The 17,262-nt window shown below is 69.8% G+C and carries 17 protein-coding genes; 10 read left to right on the forward strand and 7 right to left on the reverse strand.

Annotated features, from left to right (window positions below; all coding sequences use genetic code 11):
* Window positions 1-65: 65 nt before the first annotated feature.
* Window positions 66-1,418 carry an aldehyde dehydrogenase family protein gene (locus NM203_RS01095; RefSeq protein ID WP_255057740.1) on the reverse strand — a complete coding sequence of 451 codons (1,353 nt, stop codon included), beginning with the start codon at window positions 1,416-1,418 and terminating at the stop codon, window positions 66-68.
* A 2-nt stretch (window positions 1,419-1,420) separates the two neighbouring features.
* Entirely contained in the window at window positions 1,421-2,539 is a 1,119-nt protein-coding gene (locus NM203_RS01100) for a phenylacetate--CoA ligase family protein (protein ID WP_255057741.1), read from the reverse strand.
* A gap of 138 nt (window positions 2,540-2,677) precedes the next feature.
* Here NM203_RS01100 and NM203_RS01105 point away from each other — a divergent pair, with 138 nt between their 5' ends.
* Genes NM203_RS01105 through NM203_RS01115 form a run of 3 tightly spaced genes read left to right on the forward strand, consistent with a single transcriptional unit; the run spans window position 2,678 to window position 5,783 of the window.
* Window positions 2,678-3,835, forward strand: a complete 1,158-nt coding sequence (locus tag NM203_RS01105; protein WP_255057742.1) for a thiolase family protein — start codon at window positions 2,678-2,680, stop codon at window positions 3,833-3,835.
* Complete coding sequence (locus NM203_RS01110; protein ID WP_255057743.1) at window positions 3,832-4,632, forward strand: crotonase/enoyl-CoA hydratase family protein; 801 nt, start codon at window positions 3,832-3,834, stop codon at window positions 4,630-4,632. The genes NM203_RS01105 and NM203_RS01110 overlap by 4 nt, the downstream gene beginning before the upstream one ends.
* A gap of 8 nt (window positions 4,633-4,640) precedes the next feature.
* Complete coding sequence (locus NM203_RS01115) at window positions 4,641-5,783, forward strand: acyl-CoA dehydrogenase family protein (protein ID WP_255057744.1); 1,143 nt, start codon at window positions 4,641-4,643, stop codon at window positions 5,781-5,783.
* Window positions 5,784-5,847: 64 nt separating this feature from the next.
* Here the strand turns inward: NM203_RS01115 and NM203_RS01120 are convergent, their stop codons facing one another.
* Both NM203_RS01120 and NM203_RS01125 read right to left on the reverse strand, forming a co-directional pair.
* Window positions 5,848-6,585 (reverse strand): fasciclin domain-containing protein, encoded by a 738-nt coding sequence (locus tag NM203_RS01120; protein WP_255057745.1) that lies wholly within the window; start codon window positions 6,583-6,585, stop codon window positions 5,848-5,850.
* Window positions 6,586-6,717: 132 nt separating this feature from the next.
* Window positions 6,718-8,031, reverse strand: coding sequence for an MFS transporter (locus tag NM203_RS01125; protein WP_255057746.1), 1,314 nt, complete (start codon window positions 8,029-8,031; stop codon window positions 6,718-6,720).
* Window positions 8,032-8,070: 39 nt separating this feature from the next.
* Here NM203_RS01125 and NM203_RS01130 point away from each other — a divergent pair, with 39 nt between their 5' ends.
* Together NM203_RS01130 and NM203_RS01135 are read left to right on the forward strand one after the other, a co-directional pair.
* Window positions 8,071-9,027 carry a GlxA family transcriptional regulator gene (locus tag NM203_RS01130; RefSeq protein WP_255057747.1) on the forward strand — a complete coding sequence of 319 codons (957 nt, stop codon included), beginning with the start codon at window positions 8,071-8,073 and terminating at the stop codon, window positions 9,025-9,027.
* Between the two features lie 23 nt (window positions 9,028-9,050).
* Window positions 9,051-9,569, forward strand: a complete 519-nt coding sequence (locus tag NM203_RS01135) for a gamma carbonic anhydrase family protein (protein WP_255057748.1) — start codon at window positions 9,051-9,053, stop codon at window positions 9,567-9,569.
* On the opposite strand, the gene NM203_RS01140 is transcribed toward NM203_RS01135, so the two are convergent.
* Window positions 9,566-10,594 (reverse strand): aldo/keto reductase, encoded by a 1,029-nt coding sequence (locus NM203_RS01140; RefSeq protein ID WP_255057749.1) that lies wholly within the window; start codon window positions 10,592-10,594, stop codon window positions 9,566-9,568. The genes NM203_RS01135 and NM203_RS01140 overlap by 4 nt on opposite strands.
* A 51-nt stretch (window positions 10,595-10,645) precedes the next feature.
* On the opposite strand from NM203_RS01140, the gene NM203_RS01145 reads away from it, so the two are divergent.
* Genes NM203_RS01145 through NM203_RS01155 form a run of 3 tightly spaced genes read left to right on the forward strand, consistent with a single transcriptional unit; the run spans window position 10,646 to window position 13,124 of the window.
* Window positions 10,646-11,260, forward strand: coding sequence for a TetR/AcrR family transcriptional regulator (locus NM203_RS01145; RefSeq protein ID WP_255057750.1), 615 nt, complete (start codon window positions 10,646-10,648; stop codon window positions 11,258-11,260).
* Window positions 11,261-11,283: 23 nt separating this feature from the next.
* Complete coding sequence (locus NM203_RS01150) at window positions 11,284-12,429, forward strand: NAD(P)H-binding protein (protein WP_255057751.1); 1,146 nt, start codon at window positions 11,284-11,286, stop codon at window positions 12,427-12,429.
* Window positions 12,372-13,124 (forward strand): CPBP family intramembrane glutamic endopeptidase, encoded by a 753-nt coding sequence (locus NM203_RS01155; protein ID WP_408633278.1) that lies wholly within the window; start codon window positions 12,372-12,374, stop codon window positions 13,122-13,124. Before NM203_RS01150 ends, NM203_RS01155 begins: the two co-directional genes overlap by 58 nt.
* Here NM203_RS01155 and tet(V) read toward each other — a convergent pair.
* Together tet(V) and NM203_RS01165 are read right to left on the reverse strand one after the other, a co-directional pair.
* Window positions 13,121-14,401, reverse strand: a complete 1,281-nt coding sequence (gene tet(V) / locus NM203_RS01160) for a tetracycline efflux MFS transporter Tet(V) (protein WP_255057753.1) — start codon at window positions 14,399-14,401, stop codon at window positions 13,121-13,123. The genes NM203_RS01155 and tet(V) overlap by 4 nt on opposite strands.
* A gap of 67 nt (window positions 14,402-14,468) precedes the next feature.
* Entirely contained in the window at window positions 14,469-15,278 is an 810-nt protein-coding gene (locus NM203_RS01165) for an enoyl-CoA hydratase (RefSeq protein WP_255057754.1), read from the reverse strand.
* Window positions 15,279-15,386: 108 nt separating this feature from the next.
* On the opposite strand from NM203_RS01165, the gene NM203_RS01170 reads away from it, so the two are divergent.
* Together NM203_RS01170 and NM203_RS01175 are read left to right on the forward strand one after the other, a co-directional pair.
* The gene (locus NM203_RS01170) at window positions 15,387-16,484 is read left to right on the forward strand and encodes a CaiB/BaiF CoA transferase family protein (protein ID WP_255057755.1); all 1,098 of its coding nucleotides are present in this window, start codon (window positions 15,387-15,389) and stop codon (window positions 16,482-16,484) included.
* Window positions 16,485-16,508: 24 nt separating this feature from the next.
* Window positions 16,509-17,261 (forward strand): 3-hydroxyacyl-CoA dehydrogenase, encoded by a 753-nt coding sequence (locus NM203_RS01175; RefSeq protein ID WP_255057756.1) that lies wholly within the window; start codon window positions 16,509-16,511, stop codon window positions 17,259-17,261.
* The last annotated feature ends 1 nt before the right edge of the window (window position 17,262 follow it).

Genomic DNA, 17,262 nt, shown 5'->3' on the forward strand with positions numbered 1-17,262 from the left:
GTCGATCTACGTCGCTGCAGCTCAGCTGTGCAACCTAGTAAACCATCTGAGGATACCGCTGCGTGTCAGCCGGCGACGAATCCCTTGTTGCGCATCAGGAAGTCCGCGAGGAATCCGTCGTGCGGGATGTTCGGGGCGCCGTAGTGGGTGGCGACGTCGCCGCGGTACAGGTTAGTCACCGTCGGCTCGCCCAGCAGCCTGTCCAGCAGGTCGTGATCCGAGGTGATGGCGGTGAGCAGCAGGGTGTTGCGCAGCGGCGCGATGCCGTCGGCCCGCGACCACGGCGACACCCACACGCACGGGAAGGGCAACTCCACAGCGAGCGCCGACGTGGGCCCGGACAGCAGGTGCACGGCGGGGCGCAGCGCCGCGAACCCGTCGCCGAGGTCGGCGACCACCTGATCGGCGCCCAGGATCGGCGTGCTCCCCACCGCCGACCCGGCCAGGACGGCGGCCAGCGCGTGCGCCTGCCCGGTCGGCACCGTCGGAAGGACCGCCCGCGGGTCGGTGCACGGCAGCGCCGGCATGTCCGCGAGCCGCTCGGCGATCGCGTCCGCCAGCGGCGCGGCGTCGCCCTCGTAGAGCACGGCGGTGGCGTTCACGCAGGCCATGCCGCCGAGCGCGGCGATCGAGTCGACGACGACGTCGAGGTGCTCGCGCCAGTCCTGCTCGGCGGTGATGAGGATCTTGGTGCGGCCCGGCCCGTTGACGAACACCGACGGGTCGGCCGCGTAGCGATCGGCGACGTCCTGGCCGCCGTAGACGAGCGCGAGGTCCGCCGCCCGGACGACGTCGTCGGCCCCGACGTGGTCGGTGGGCAGGTACGCGGCGTCGGCGTCGCGGAAGCCGGCCCGCCGCAGCGCGGTGACCACCCGGTGCGCGGTCAGCGGCTCGCGGCGCGACGGTCGCACCGCGACCCGGTACCCGAGCGCGAGGGCCTGCGGCCACAGCCCGTGCACGCCGGGTGCGTTGCCCGGTGCGTGGACGGCGAGCACGTCACCGCGGCGCGCCCACACGGCGCCGCTGGGCTGGTCGCGCCAGTCCAGCGTCGATCCCGCGGGCTGCGCGGCGCGCACCGCGTCGACAGCCGTCGCCAACGACTCCGCCACGACGTCCGCACCGGCTCGCGCGACCGCCAGCGGCAGGCCGGCGATCCGGCAGGTGAGCTCGACGTAGTCGGCGTAGCTCAGCCCCGCGATGGTCTCGCCCGCGAACACCTCGGCCGCGCGGGTCAGCGCCTCGGCGCGCTGCCCGGCCGGCAACGGCGCCCTCCTGCGTTGTGCGGCAATGGATCTGGTTATGTAGAGGCGCGGCACCGCCGCGAGGTCGACAACGGGGACGCCCCGGGTGTCGGTGACGATCTGACGCCGGCTGGTGCGGTACTCCCCGTCGGGGCCCAGCGCGTCGACGGGCAGCACGGCTAGTACACGCCCTCGATCACCGGCTCGCCGCCGAACACCGCGACGGGCGCGACCTCGCTCACCGAGTCCCCGACTCCACCGTCGGGACCGGGCAGCCGGATCGCCGTGTCACGCTCCAGGTTGTTCGGGATGAACATGCCCTTGCTGACGTGGTTCATGACGATCTGGCCCCGCTCGCCGTAGGGGACCTGCGCGCCGGTGCCGGGATCGACCACGCGGAACACGACGTACGGCGAGCGAGGGTCGAAGACGAACGCGTCGCCGTCGGTGTGTTCCCCCGTCGCTTCGCTCGCCCGAGTGCGCGTCGCCGCCTGCGACAGGATCATCGTGCTGCCGAACGCCAGCGCGATCGCGGCGCCGGGGAAGATGCCGCGGAACAGCGCCATGGTGTCGACGTCGACGTGGGCCCCGCTGAGCAGGATGTAGCGGATCCTCCGGTTGACCAGGTCGATGAGGCGGTCGTCGTTGGCGATGGCCTCCAGAAGCGGGGGAGTGGCGTGCAGGTTCGCCACCGTCTGCGTCTCGAGGATGTGCAGGGCCTGCTCCAGGACGTGGTCGACGTAGCGGGCGACCTCGGCTCGCGCGCCGCGTGCGGCCACCTTCTTCACCCACCGCGGATCGAGGTCGACGGCGTGGAACGTCGCACCGAGCCGCTCGGCGACGACGCGGTCGAAGTGCCCGACGCCGTGCGGGCCGCCGGGCATCATGCACAGCAGTCCGGCGCCGGGCACGAAACCGCCCGCGGTGAAGTCCTCGATCTGCCAGCGGGTCACCTGCTCGATCCAGTCGGGCAACTGCGCGGTGCGCTTCGGGGCGCCCGTGGTGCCGCCGGACTCGAACACCCGCGGAATCGGCGGGGGCGTGCCGTATCCCCGCGGGATGAGGTCCTCGACGGGCACGTCGCGCAGTTCGTCGACCAGGTTGGGGAACAGCCCGAGGTCGTCGTGGCTGCGGACGTCCGTGAGCGGGTCGAAGTCGAGCCGGCCGGCGGCGCGCAGCCAGAACGGCGACCCCGTGTCCGCGCCGAAGTGCCAGGCCATCGCCGCCCGCAGGTAGGCCTCCGGGTCGGGCGGGATGGCGCGCGGGACGTCGAGTACCGACAGGTCGATCGAGACCACCGGGTCATCGTGGCGGAGCCGGCTTGCCGGCCGATGAACGCAAGGCGTCTGTGAGGTACTCGACCAACCAGCTGGTTGACCTAGTAAACCAACTGCTCTAACTTCGGGAGTATCCCCACACTTCAAAGGAGAAGCTCCATGGCTGAAGCCGTCATCGTCGAGGCAGTCCGGTCGCCGGTTGGAAAGCGCAACGGCGGACTCTCGGGAACCCATCCCGGTGAGCTGTCCGCGCAGGTGCTCAACGGACTCGTCGAGCGTGCCGGTGTCGACCCGGCACTCGTCGACGACGTCATCTGGGGCTGCGTCATGCAGGCCGGTGAGCAGGCGCTCGACATCGCCCGCACCGCGGTGCTCGCCGCCGGGTGGCCGGAGAGCGTGCCGGGTGTGACCGTCGACCGCCAGTGCGGCTCCAGTCAGCAGTCGATCCACTTCGCCGCTGCGGGTGTCGCCGCGGGTCACTACGACGTCGTCGTCGCCGGTGGCGTCGAGTCGATGTCGCGCACCCCGATGGGGGCATCGCTGGCCAACGGCGGCCACCCGTACCCGGAGGCGTTCCGGTCGCGCTACACGACGACGCCGAACCAGGGCACCGGCGCCGAGATGATCGCCGAGCAGTGGGGCCTCGACCGCACCACGCTGGACCAGTTCTCGCTCGACTCGCATGAGAAGGCCGCCGCCGCACAGGATTCCGGTGCCTTCGATGATCAGATCGTCGGCATCAAGACCAAGGACGCCGACGGCAACGAGACCGTCGTGCTGAAGGACGAGGGCATCCGCCGCGGCACGCCGATCGAGAAGATGGCGCAGCTGAAGCCCGCCTTCAAGGAGGACGGTGTCATCCACGCCGGCAACTCCAGCCAGATCTCCGACGGCTCGGCGGCGCTGCTGTTCATGTCGGCCGAGAAGGCGAAGTCGTTGGGGCTCAAGCCGATCGCACGTGTGCACACCGCCGTGCTGGCCGGCGCCGACCCGGTGATCATGTTGACCGCGCCGATCCCGGCGACGCAGAAGGCGCTGGCCAAGTCCGGCCTCAAGATCGAGGACATCGGCGCATTCGAGGTGAACGAGGCGTTCGCGCCCGTCCCGCTGGCGTGGCTCAAGGACATCGGCGCCGACGAGAAGAAGCTGAACCCCAACGGCGGGGCGATCGCCCTCGGACACCCGCTCGGCGGTTCCGGTGCCCGCATCGCGACCACGCTGCTGTACCACATGCGGGACAACGGGATTCAGTACGGCCTGCAGACGATGTGCGAGGGCGGCGGCCAGGCCAACGCCACCATCTTCGAACTGCTGTGACCGAGGCCTCCACTGACGTCCCCGGCGCTCTCGTCGAGCGCCGGGGCAACGTCGCACTCATCACCATCAACCGCCCGGAGGCGCGCAACGCCGTCAACGCCGCGGTGAGCATCGCGGTCGGCGACGCCCTGCACGCCGCCCAGGAGGATCCCGAGGTGCGCGCGGTCGTCATCACCGGCGCGGGCGAATCGTTCTGCGCGGGAGCCGATCTCAAGGCCATTGCGCGCCGCGAGAACCTCTTCCATCCCGAGCACGGGGAGTGGGGCTTCGCGGGCTACGTCCAGCACTACATCGACAAGCCGACCATCGCGGCGGTCAACGGCACGGCGCTCGGCGGGGGCACCGAACTGGCCCTGGCCAGTGACCTCGTCGTCGCCGAGGAGCGCACGAAATTCGGTCTGCCGGAGGTCAAGCGCGGCCTCATCGCCGCAGCGGGCGGGGTGTTCCGCATCGTCGATCAGCTTCCGCGCAAGGTCGCGATGGAGTTGCTCTTCACCGGCGAACCGATGTCGTCGGCCGACGCGCTGAAGTGGGGCCTCATCAACCAGGTGGTGCCCGACGGCACGGTCGTCGACGCCGCCCTGGCACTGGCGGACCGCATCACCGGCAACGCGCCGCTCGCGGTGTGGGCCAGCAAGCGCGTCGCCAACGGAGTCGACGACGGCGTCATCACCGGTGACGTCGACGGCTGGAACAGGACCATGCGCGAAATCGGCGGCGTGCTGCGCTCCGAGGACGCCAAGGAAGGACCGCGGGCGTTCGCCGAGAAGCGGGCGCCCGTCTGGCAAGCGAAGTAGGAGTTGACATGAAGCGACTGGTATTCGAACCCGAGCACGAACAGTTGCGCGAGACCGCGCGTCAGTTCATCGAGAAGGAGTGCGCTCCGTACGCCGAGAAGTGGGAGAGCGACCGCCTGGTCGACCGCGATGCCTATGTCGCGGCAGGCAAGTACGGGCTCATCGGGTTCAATCTGCCGGAGAAGTTCGGTGGCGGTGGTGTCGACGACTTCCGCTTCAACGCGGTGATCGTCGAGGAGTTCTCGCGCTATGGCGGCCCCACGCCGGGACTGAGCCTGCAGAACGACATCGTGGGTCCGTACTTCGCGAACCTGGCCAACTCCGAACAGCAGGAGCGGTGGCTTCCCGGCTACATCAGCGGCGAGCTGATCGGCGCCGTCGCGATGACCGAGCCGGGCGCGGGCAGCGACCTCGCGGGCATCAAGACCACCGCGGTACGCGACGGCGATGACTGGATCCTCAACGGCTCCAAGACGTTCATCTCCGCGGGGATCAACTCGGACCTCGTGGTGGTCGTGGCGCGCACCAACCCCGACGCCGGCCACAAGGGCTTCTCGCTGCTGGTCGTCGAACGCGACATGGAGGGTTTCACCCGCGGTCGCAAGCTCGACAAGATGGGCCAGCACTTCGCCGACACCGCGGAGCTGAACTTCGAGAACGTGCGGGTGCCCGCTGCGAACCTGCTGGGCGAGGAGGGCAAGGGGTTCTACCACCTGATGACCAACCTGCCCTCGGAGCGGCTGTCCATCGGCATCGCCGCGATCGCGGGCGCTCGCGCCACCTTCGCCGACACCCTGCAGTACGTGAAGGACCGCAAGGCTTTCGGGCAGCCGATCGGCAGCTTCCAGCACAACCGGTTCGTGCTGGCCGAGCTGGACACCGAACTGGAGATCGGCGAGCAGTACATCGACCGGTGCCTGCGTGCCGTCGTCGACGGCGAGCTGACCGCCGTACAGGCCTCGAAGGCCAAGTGGTGGTGCACCGAGTTGCACAAGCGGGTCGTCGACGCTTGCGTGCAACTGCACGGTGGCTACGGGTACATGAACGAGTACAAGGTCGCTCGCGACTACGTCGACGTCCGCATCTCCACGATCTACGGCGGCACCACCGAGATCATGAAGGAGATAATCGGCCGCGATCTCGGTCTCTGAACGCGAATTCGGCGCGCATCTCGGGACTGAACCCCGAGATGCGCGCCGAAATCGCTTGGGAGACTTAGCCGGCCGGGGCGGGCTCCGGAGCGGGCTCCGGGGCAGGCGCCGACGTCGTGGTGCTCGACGGGGACAGCGGCTTGCCGGTGTTGCTGAACGACGTCTGCGGCGTCAGCGGCTCCGGCGGCATATTCGGATCCAGCACCGTGTCGATGATGTAGATCCTGGCGTTCTCCGTCTGGATACCGCCGCAGATCACCTTGGCGGTGTCGTTGACCTTGATGTCGCCGTCCTTGCCGGAGACCTTGACCTCTTCGCCCTGCTGCGTCGGCCGCTGGCCGGCCACGTCGCTGGGGCCGAGCAGGCCGAGGAAGACGTGGTAGTAGTCCAGCTTGGTCAGCGCCGCCGGATCGGCCTTGAGCGCGTCGAGCTGCGCGGGGTCGAGCTTGGCGAACGCGTCGTTGTTCGGCGCGAGCACCACGTACGGGCCGTTCTCCAGCACCGGGACGATGTTGACCTCGGGGTTGAGTCCGCCGTTGATAGCGGACGTGAAGGTGCTGAGCGACGGGATCGCCGCCAGCGCCTGCCCGACGGGCAGCTTCGACAGGCTCTCCTTGGTGGCGCCGGTCGGGGCCAGCTCGGCGCGCAGCGGGTCGCAGTTGCCCTGCCAATCCGACAGCGGCGTCGTCGGCGCGGGCGTCGTCGTCGGCTCGGCCTGCGCCGTGATCGCCAGCGGCAGGGATACGGCCAGTGCAGCGGTGGCGACCGCCGCACCCAGGATCTTGCTGTTACGAGTGTTCACCTTCGGCTCCTCAGCTCAACGCGTCGTCAGATGTTTTCGTGGATGCGCAATGTGCATCCCCCGACGCGGCGCAGGGGAATGGTATGTCGAGTTACAGGTCGTCCGCCAAATCGCAGTGACCTGAGCCACAACCTAAGGCGCAGCTAGCGGGGCCTCCGCGGGCGCTCGACGGATGCTGACGCACAGCAGCGCCGCGACGACGCACAGCCCCGAGGCCAGGTAGAACGCCAGGTCGTAGGCGCCCTGCAGGTCGCGGATCCAGCCCGCGCCCGCGGCCGCTGCGGCGGCGCCCAGCTGGTGCGCGGCGAAGACCCAGCCGAAGACGACGGGTGCGCGTGCTCCGAAGTAGTCGCGGCACAGCACGATGGTCGGCGGCACGGTGGCCACCCAGTCCAGTCCGTAGAAGACGATGAACACCCACGTGCTTGGCTCGGCGTGCGGCGACAGCAGTGCGGGCAGCAGCATCAGCGACAGCCCGCGGCCGAGGTAGTAGACGACGAGCAGCACCTTCGGGTTCACCCGGTCGGTCAGCCAGCCGGACAGCACGGTGCCCGCGACGTCGAGCACGCCGATCGCGGCGAGCAGGCCCGCGGCGACCGTCGTCGGCATCCCGTGGTCGTTGGCGGCGGGAATGAAGTGGGTGCCGATCAGCCCGTTGGTGGTGGCGCCACAGATGGCGAAGCTCCCCGCCAGCAGCCAGAACGCCGGAACGCGGGCGCCGATGCGCAGTCCGTCGAAGGCCGCCCGGAAGCTGCCCGTGGGGATCGTGGCGGGCTCGGCGGTCGTCGCGCCGTACGCCAGCAGGCCGACGTCCTGCGGTCGGTCGCGCATGAAGACCGCCACCAGCGGCACCACGGCAAGCGCCGCCGCGGCCACGACGAGGGCCGCCCAGCGCCAGCCGTACTGCGTGGTGATCGCGGCGACGACGGGCAGGAAGATCAGCTGCCCCGTCGCGCTGGCGGCGGTCAGAATGCCGGTCACCAGGCCGCGGCGCTGCTCGAACCAGCGCGTCGACACCGTCGCCACGAAGCCCATCGAGATGGCTCCGGTGCCGGCGCCGACGAGCACGCCCCAGCACACCACCAGCTGCCAGCTGGCCGTCATCGCGAGTGACAGCGCCGAACCGGCCGCAATGAGGGTCAGCGCCACGGCCAGCACGCGGCGCACGCCGAAGCGGTCCATCAGCGCGGCGGCGAACGGCGCGGTGACGCCGAACAACGTCATGTTGACGGACATGGCGAGCCCGACGGTGCCGTGCGACCACCCGAACTCGTGGTGCAGCGGGTTCATGAAGACGCCGGGCACCGACCGGAAGGCGGCGGCGCCGAGCAGCGCCACGAAGCTGACGGCGGCAACCACCCAGGCCCAGTGCAGGCGAGGCCGACGGGAAGTCTCGAGGGTCACGCGACCACCATCGGGCCTGCGACGCCGGCACGCCAGTGGCATGAATGCCAGCATTCGTTAAAAACATGCCATCATGGACGCATGCACCGGGTCGCCGTTCTGCTGCTCGCGCCCGTCGTCGGCTTCGACGCGGCCATCGCGCCGATGCTGCTGGGGTCCGCGGAGGACGACGCCGGGGAGCGCCTCTACGACGTCGTCACCTGCGGGGTGACCCGTGAACCGATCGCGTCGACCCACGGTTTCGACATCGTTGCGGCCGCGGGGCCGGAGGCGCTCGCGACCGCCGACACCGTGATCGTGCCGGGCACCCGGTACGCCCCCGCCCGTCACGACGGTGTGCTCGATCCCGACGTCGCCGACGCGCTGGCGACCGTCCGCCCAGGGACCCGACTGGTGTCGATCTGCACCGGGGCGTTCGTGCTGGCCGCCGCGGGCCTGCTCGCGGGTCGCACCGCGGCGACGCACTGGAAGTTCGCCGACGACCTGCGACGCCTGCACCCCGGAGTCCGCGTCGACGAGAAGGTGCTGTTCGTCGACGACGGTGACGTGCTGACGTCGGCGGGGCTCGCCGCGGGAATCGACCTGTGCCTCCACATCATTCGCACCGACCACGGCTCCGGCGTCGCCAACGCCGTCGCGAAGTACTGCGTCGTCCCGCCGTGGCGCGAGGGCGGTCAGGCGCAGTTCATCGACCGCCAGGTGCCCGCACCGGACGACGCGTCCACCGCGGCGACCCGGCACTGGGCGCTGCAGCACCTCGACGAGGAGTTGACGGTCGAGCGGCTCGCGCGACACGCCAACATGAGTGCCCGCACGTTCAATCGGCGCTTCCGGGACGAGACGGGCCAGGCGCCGGGCGCGTGGATCAGGAGCCGACGCGTCGATCGCGCCAGGGAGCTGCTGGAGTCGCGCGACCTGCCCGTCGACGAGGTGGCGCGGCTGTCGGGCCTGGGCACCGGCGGCAACCTGCGACACCAGTTGCGCCGCGGCGTCGGGATGTCGCCGTCGAGTTACCGCAAGGTGTACCAGGGCACCTGATCGACGCCGGTTAGTATCCGCGGATGCCGCTCATCCGAACCGTCAACGGCCGTACCCCACAGCTTCATCAGGACTCCTGGGTGGCTGACAACGCCACGGTGTGCGGTCAGGTGACCCTCGCCGCCTACGCCAGCGTGTGGTACTCGGTGACGCTGCGCTCCGAGTTCGAACCCATCGAGATCGGCGAGGGCAGCAACATCCAGGACGGCTGCACCGTGCACGTCGACCCCGGCTTCCCCGCGCGCATCGGCGCGGGTGTCACGGTCGGGCACAACGCCGTGCTGCACGGCTGCACCGTCGAGGACGACTGCCTGATCGGGATGGGCGCCATCGTGATGAACGGCGCCGTCATCGGCACGGGTTCGCTGATCGCCGGCGGTGCGGTCGTTCCGCAGGGGGCGGTGATCCCGCCGCGCTCGCTGGTCGCCGGGGTGCCCGCCAAGGTGCGACGCGAACTGTCCGATGACGAGGTCGCCCACAACAGGCTCAACGCGCAGGCGTACGTGCACCTCACTGAAATGCACCGCGCCGCAGAGGCTTAAGTCATCGGCGGGTTGAGCTGAGCGAAGCCCTCCTGCCGGTGGTAGGGGAAGTGCGGGTAGGGCGCCTCGGTCCCGCTGACGGCGTCGAGGCGCGCCACCTGGTCGGCGTCCAGTCGCCATCCGGCGGCGCCGAGGTTGTCGGCCAGCTGTGACTCGGTGCGCGCTCCGATGATGACCGACGACACCGTCGGGCGCGTCAACAGCCAGTTCAGCGCCAGCTGCGGTACCGATCTGCCTGTCTCCGAGGCGATCTCGTCAAGGACGTCGACGATCGCGAAGAGGCGTTCGTCGTCGATCGGCGGGCCCGCGTCGGCGGTGGTGTGCAGCCTGCTGAGTTCGGGCAGCGGCGCCCCGCGACGGATTCGGCCCGTCAGCCGACCCCAGCCCAACGGGCTCCAGACGATCGCGCCGACGCCCTCGGCCGCGGCCAGCGGCATGAGATCCCACTCGTAGTCGCGCCCCGCCAACGAGTAGTAGACCTGATGTGCCACGTAGCGCGGCAGGTGCCGGGCATCCGAGCGCGCCAGCGACTTCATCAGCTGCCACCCGGCGAAGTTGGAGACGCCGAGATAACGGATCTTTCCCTGTGCGACAAGCACGTCCAGTGTCTGCAGCACTTCGTCGATCGGTGTGCCCGCGTCGTAGGCGTGCAACTGGAACAGGTCGATGCGATCGGTCTGCAGGCGCTCGAGCGCGCGCTCGACGGCGCGGATCAGCCTGCTGCGCGACGTTCCCCAGTCGTCGCGACCGGTGGGCAGCGCGGCCTTGGTCGAGATGAGCACGTCGTCGCGGCGGCCGCGCAGTGCAGCGCCGAGCACCTTCTCGGACGCCCCGTCGGAGTACACGTCGGCGGTGTCGAACAGTGTCACGCCCGCCTCGAGACACATGTCGATCAGCCGGCGCGCCGCCACGACGTCGGTGTCGCCCCAGGCGCCGAAGAAGTCGCCGACACCGCCGAACGTCGCCGCGCCGAAGCCGAGCTCGGACACCACCAGACCGGAATCACCTACTCGTCGATACTCCATGTGATGCGACAACCCACACTAACGGGAATCCATTCCCGTTAAGGTGGGCGCATGAGCTCACGGCCCGGCGGTCGCACGGCCGCGGTGCGCACCGCGGTCCTCGCAGCCGCCGTCGACCTGCTCTCCGAGTCCGGGGTGGGGGCAATCGAACTCACCGACGTCGCCGATCGCGCCGGCGTGGGCACCTCCACGGTGTATCGCCGGTGGGGGAGCAAGGCGGCGCTGATCGCGGAGTTGCTGCGCGACATGGCGGCGACCTCGCTGCCCAGGGCGGACACCGGCACGCTGCGCGGCGACCTGCGCGCCAACGCGGAACTGGTTGCGAAGACGCTGTCGGACGACCGGCAGGGCCCGTTGTTCGCGGCCCTCATCGCCGCGGCCTCCTACGACCCCGACACCGCCGAGGCGCTCGCCGAGTTCTACCGCAGCCGCATCGACGAGTGGTCGGCGTGCGTCGACGACGCGGTCCGGCGCGGCGAGGCACCCGCGGGTACCGACGCGGCGGCCGTCGTACGCGCCGTGTCGGCGCCGCTGTACTACCAGTGGCTGCTGCTGCGCACGCCGCCGACACAGGACGACGTCCGGCGCGCGATCGACGCCACGCTGGCCGCCGTCGCCGCCGGCGTGTTCACGGTGCGAGGCCGACCACATCCCGATTCCGTTTGATCGGGTCGGGGTACCTGCCTACCGTGACTCCCATGCGCATACTCGTCACCGGCGCGACCGGCTACGTCGGCTCGCGACTGGTCGCCTCGCTGCTGCGCGACGGCCACGAGGTCGTCGTCGCCAGCCGCAACGTGACCAGGCTGGCGGACTTCGGCTGGTTCGACGACGTCACGCCGGTGTACCTGGACGCCGCCGACGCCGAGTCGGTCGCGAGCGCGTTCACCGTCGCAGGCTCCGTCGACGTCGTCTACTACCTGGTGCACGGCATCGGCCAGCCCGACTTCCGCGAGGCGGACAACCGCGCGGCGCGCAACGTCGCGCTCGCGGCGAAGGAGGCCGGAGTCCGGCGCATCGTCTATCTCGGCGGGTTCGTGCCGGAGGCGGGCGAACTCTCCGAGCACCTCACCAGCCGCGCCGAGGTAGCCGAGGCGCTGACCGTCGAGGGCGGTCCCGACGTGGTGTGGCTGGGGGCCGCGATCATCATCGGTGCGGGGTCGACGTCGTTCGAGCTGCTTCGGTACGTCGGCGATCGCTTCCTGCTGATCCCGATGCCGCCCTGGGCGCACAACGGACTCGACCCGATCTCGATCAGCGACGTGCTCCACTACCTGGTCGCCGCGGCCGACGGCGAGCGCGTTCCCGCCGGGTCGTACGACATCCGCGGTCCCGAGACCACGACCTACGGCGATCTCCTGCTCAGCTACGCGCGGCTGTCGGAGAAACGGCGCACGGGCGTGCCCGTGCCCAACGTCGACATGCGCATCGTCTCGCAGGTGGCCGCGCTGTTCGTGCCGGTGCCCGGCGGCCTTGCGTCGGATCTCGTTGAATCGCTGGACTTTCCGATGACGGCGTCCAACAGGGGGCTGACCGACCTGGTGCCGGCACCGCCGGGTGGTCTGGTCGGCATCGACGAGGCGATTCAACTGTCGCTGGCGAGCAGGAAGCAGCGCCCGGTCAACCACCTCATCGACCCGCACCACCTCGCGGACACCGATCCGGACTGGGCGGGCGGCGACATCCTGCGGCTGCGCAAGCTCGCGGCGCTGGTGACGCCGACTCACGTCCATCCGGTGCTGGGCCTGCTCGGCGCCGTACCCGGTCCCGTCGCGGGATGGTGGCGCACCGGTCTGGACACGGTGCTCGCACTGGCGCCTCGGAGCGCGTCGTGACGGGTTTGGTGTCGGAGATCGGCGCGATCCTCGGCTCGCCCGCGGTGACCCACGACGAATCGCCGTCGCAGGTCAAGAAGCGCCGAATCATCGTCGTCGTGGTGCTGCTGATCGGCGCCACGCTGCTGGGGCTGTCCCTGAGTCGGACGCCCGGCAGCACGGAGTTCTACGTGCTCACCCTGGCGCTCGCGGCGGTGTGGGCGGTCGGCGCCCGGCTGTCCGGTCCGGTGCACATGGGCAGCGTCCAGTTCCGCGGTCGCACCAGACGTCCGGTGATCACGGGATCGGTGATCGGCGTGGTTCTCGGCGCCGTGTTCATCGTCGGCGGACTGGTGGCCAGGGAGATCGGTCCGGTCCGCGAGTACATCGTCGCGGTGCTGGAGTACGCCAACTACGGCACGTTGTGGCTGGTGGTTCTGATCACCGTCATCAACGGTGTCGCCGAGGAACTCTTCTTCCGCGGCGCGCTGTTCTCGGCGATCGGCAGGTTCCGCCCCGAGGTCGTGTCCACGATCATCTACGCGGTGGCGGTGTCCGCCGCGGGCAACCCGATGCTGGGCTTCGCCGGTCTGATCCTCGGCGGCGTGTGCGCCTACGAGCGCCGGATAACCGGCGGAGTGCTCGCTCCCATGCTCACTCACTTCTTCTGGGGGCTCGTCATGGTGCTCGCACTGCCGCCGATCTTCGGGGTCTAACTCAACGGGTTCTCGATCTCGTCGCGCGGCATCCGCGCCACCAGGTAGGCGACCAATCCGATCACCACCGGGACGATGCCCGCGGTCATGAAGATGACCTCCATCGACACCACCTTCGACAGCGGGCCGACGATCGCGAACGACACCGGCATGAACGCCAACGACACGAAGAAGTCCAGGCTCGACACCCGGCCCAGCATCGCCGTCGGCACCCGCCGCTGGAGCAATGTGCCCCAGATGACCATGCCCGCGCCGTCGGTCACGCCGACGACGAACGTCGCGACCGCCATCCAGCCGAACGACGACGTGGTTCCGACGACGATCAGCGGTAGCGAGCCGAGCCCCCACATGATCATCATCACCGTGAGGTAGCGGCGCGGCATCCGCGTCGACGACACCGCCAGCGCACCGAGCGCGCTGCCCACCCCGAAGAACGCCAGGATGAACCCGTACGACCTGGCACCGTCGTGGAAGCGGTCCTGCGCGATGAACGGCAGCAGCACTTCGATCGGACCGATCACGACGAGGACGAACATGCTCGCGAACAACAGGGTCGCGAGCAGCCACGGCGTGCGGACGACGAACGAGCACCCGTCGCGCAGATCCCGCAGGACGTGCGGCCGTGCCGGGACGTCCGCGACCACCGTCTCGACGCGTGCCGGGCGGGTGGCCACCAGCAGGACGAGTCCGACGGCGAACAGCACGGCCACGACGACGGCGCCGATGGACGGCATCGTCGCGCCGACGAGCACGCCCGCCACGGCCGGGCCGACCGCACGCTGGAACACCGGGCGCACGACACCCTCGACACCGTTGGCGGCGAGCAGCTGCTCGGGCGGCAGGATGCGCGGCAGGATCGCGCTGTAGGCCGGGAAGAAGAACGCCGCGGCGATGCCGAGCGTGCCCGCCGCCACCGCCATGTGCCAGATCCGCAGGGCTCCAAGCGAACTCAGTACCGCCACCGACGTCACCGCGATGACGTTCACCGTCTCGACGGCGATGATGATGCTGCGCTGGTTCAGCCGGTCAGCGGCGATGCCGCCGACCAGGACGAACCCCACCAGTCCGGCGCCGAGGCACGTGGCGACCAGCGACAGCGACGTGGGGTCGTTGTCCAGTTCGATGACCTGCAGCGCCATCACGACGGCCCACATGCCCTCGGCGAAGATCGACAGCGACACCGCGGCGATCAGCAGTCGGTACTCGCGAATCCCAAACGGTGCGAGCACGCGCCAGCCGCCGGGCTGCGCCGGCCGGGTGTCGAAATGCGTACTCACGCAGTCGATGGTCGTTCATCGAGGGTGCGCGCGTCGAACGATTTTCCGGCGGGCGGAGCCCGCGATGTCAGTCGTCGGTGAACGTCGGTGACCGGCGCTGCTGGAACGCCCTGGTGCCCTCACGGAAGTCGGTGGACTCCAACAACTGCAGCTGTCCCTCGGTCTCACGCTCGAACGCCGCCTCGAGTTCGGTGAGGGTGGCGTCGTTGATGGCCTGCTTCGTCTTGCGGAGTGCCACCGCCGGGCCGGCCGACAGCGTCGCGATAACGCCGTCGACGGCGGCGTCCAGGTCGTCAGCCGGGTACACCGCACTGATCAGCCCGACGGCCAGGGCCTCCGCGGCGGGCAGCCGTTCGGCGAGCAGCGCCATCTTCATCGCGCGGGCGCGGCCGATCGAGGCGGCCACCAGAGCCGACGCACCGCCGTCGGGCATCAGCCCGATCTTCGTGAACGCCAGCAGGAAGTAGGCCTTCTCCGAGGCGAGGACGATGTCGCAGGCCAGCGCCAGGGACACCCCGACGCCCGCCGTCGGTCCCTGGACCACCGCCACCACGGGCTTGGGCAGCGCGACGATCGACCGGACCGCCTGATTCGCGGCCGCGAGCACGTCGCCGGGCGTGCCGCTGGCTCCAGGGTTGGCGTGGTCCTCCTCGCTGATACCCGCGCCGGAGCTGAATCCGCGGCCGGCCCCGGCCAGGCGCACGACGCGCACCCGCGGGTCGACGGCGGCCCGCGCCATCGAGTCGGCGATGGTCTGCAACATCGCCGCGGTCAGTGAATTCAAGCTGTCCGGACGGTTGAGCGTCACCGAAAGCACGCCGCCGTCGAGAGACACCGTGAGATCGTCGATGCCGGTGTATGCCTCAGTGGTGGTCATGTCAGTACCTTGCGTCGGGCGAGCCGAGGCCCGCGGCGGATTCACTAAGTTATACAAGTAGGCTCTCCCTCGGCGGTCAACCGGGACGACTATCGGAGGACGTATCTCATGGCTGGACCTCTGCAGGGATTGCGTGTCGTAGAACTGGCCGGCATCGGGCCCGGGCCGCACGCGGCGATGATCCTGGGCGACCTCGGCGCCGACGTCGTCCGCGTCGAACGGCCGGGTAAGGGAGCGGGTCCGGCGACGAACCCCAGCACGGACTACCTGCTGCGCAACCGGCGTTCTATCGGCGCCGATCTGAAGAGCGACGAGGGCCGCGAGCTGGTGCTCTCCCTGGTCGCCAAGGCCGATGTGTTGATCGAGGGCTTCCGGCCCGGCGTCACCGAGCGGCTGGGCCTCGGGCCCGAGGACTGCGCGAAGGTCAACGACAAGCTGATCTACGGTCGCATGACCGGCTGGGGTCAGGACGGTCCGCGCAGCCAGCGGTCAGGCCACGACATCAACTACATCTCGCTCAACGGCGTGCTGCACGCGGTCGGCCGGGCAGGCGAGAAGCCGGTTCCGCCGCTGAACCTGGTCGGCGACTTCGGCGGCGGTTCGATGTTCCTGCTCGTCGGCATCCTGTCCGCGCTGTGGGAGCGCGAGCGTTCGGGCACCGGCCAGGTCGTCGACGCCGCGATGGTGGACGGTTCCAGCGTGCTGGCGACGATGATGTGGGCTTTCCGCGGCATGGGCATGTGGAGCGACGAGCGCGGCGTGAACATGCTCGACACCGGAGCGCCGTACTACGACACCTACGAGACGGCCGACGGCAAGTACATCTCCGTCGGCTCGATCGAGCCGCAGTTCTACGCCGAACTGCTGGAGAAGCTGGGCCTGGCCGACGACGACACGCTGCCCGACCAGAACGACATGGCCCGGTGGCCGGAGTTGCGCGCCACGTTCACGTCGGTGTTCGCGTCGCAGACCCGCGATCACTGGGCGAAGGTGTTCGCCGACAGCGACGCCTGTGTGACGCCGGTGCTGTCGTTCGCCGAAGTCGAGACCGAACCGCACATCACGGAGCGCGACACGTTCTACCGCGAGCGCGACTACCTGTATCCCGCACCCGCGCCGCGGTTCTCGCGCACCGCGCCCGCCGCGCCGAAACCCCCCGGCGTGCCGGGAGCGGACACCGAAGCCGTGTTGAAGGACTGGATTTAACACCGAAAGAAGGGAACACATCTCGTGCAGATCAAAGACGCCGTAGCAGTCGTCACCGGTGGCGCGTCGGGCCTGGGCCTGGCGACCACCAAGCGACTGCTGGACGCCGGAGCCTCCGTGGTCGTGATCGACCTCAAGGAGGGTGACGAGCTGGCCAAGCTGGGCGATCGCGTGAAGTTCGTCGCGACCGACGTGACCGACCCGGAGGGCGTCGGCAAGGCGCTCGACGTCGCGGAATCGCTTGGGCCCGTGCGCATCAACGTCAACTGCGCGGGCATCGGCAGCGCGGCCAAGACGCTGGGCAAGGACGGCCCGTTCCCGCTGGAGTGGTTCACCAAGACCATCGAGGTCAACCTCATCGGCACGTTCAACGTGCTGCGGCTGTCGGCGCAGCGCATCGCCAAGAACGAGCCCATCGGCGAGGAGCGCGGCGTCATCATCAACACCGCCTCGGTCGCGGCGTTCGAAGGTCAGATCGGCCAGGCCGCGTACTCGGCGTCCAAGGGCGGCGTCGTCGGCATGACCCTGCCGATCGCGCGCGACCTGTCGCGTGAGCTGATCCGCGTCTGCACCATCGCACCGGGCCTGTTCAAGACCCCGCTGCTGGGCTCGCTGCCCGAGGAGGCGCAGAAGTCGTTGGGTCAGCAGGTGCCGCACCCCGCGCGCCTGGGCGATCCCGACGAGTACGGCGCGCTGGCGGTGCACATCGTGGAGAACCCGATGCTCAACGGCGAGACGATCCGCCTGGACGGCGCGATCCGGATGGCCCCGAGGTAGC

The organism is Mycolicibacterium arenosum (genome assembly GCF_024320865.1).
GTDB lineage: Bacteria > Actinomycetota > Actinomycetes > Mycobacteriales > Mycobacteriaceae > Mycobacterium > Mycobacterium arenosum.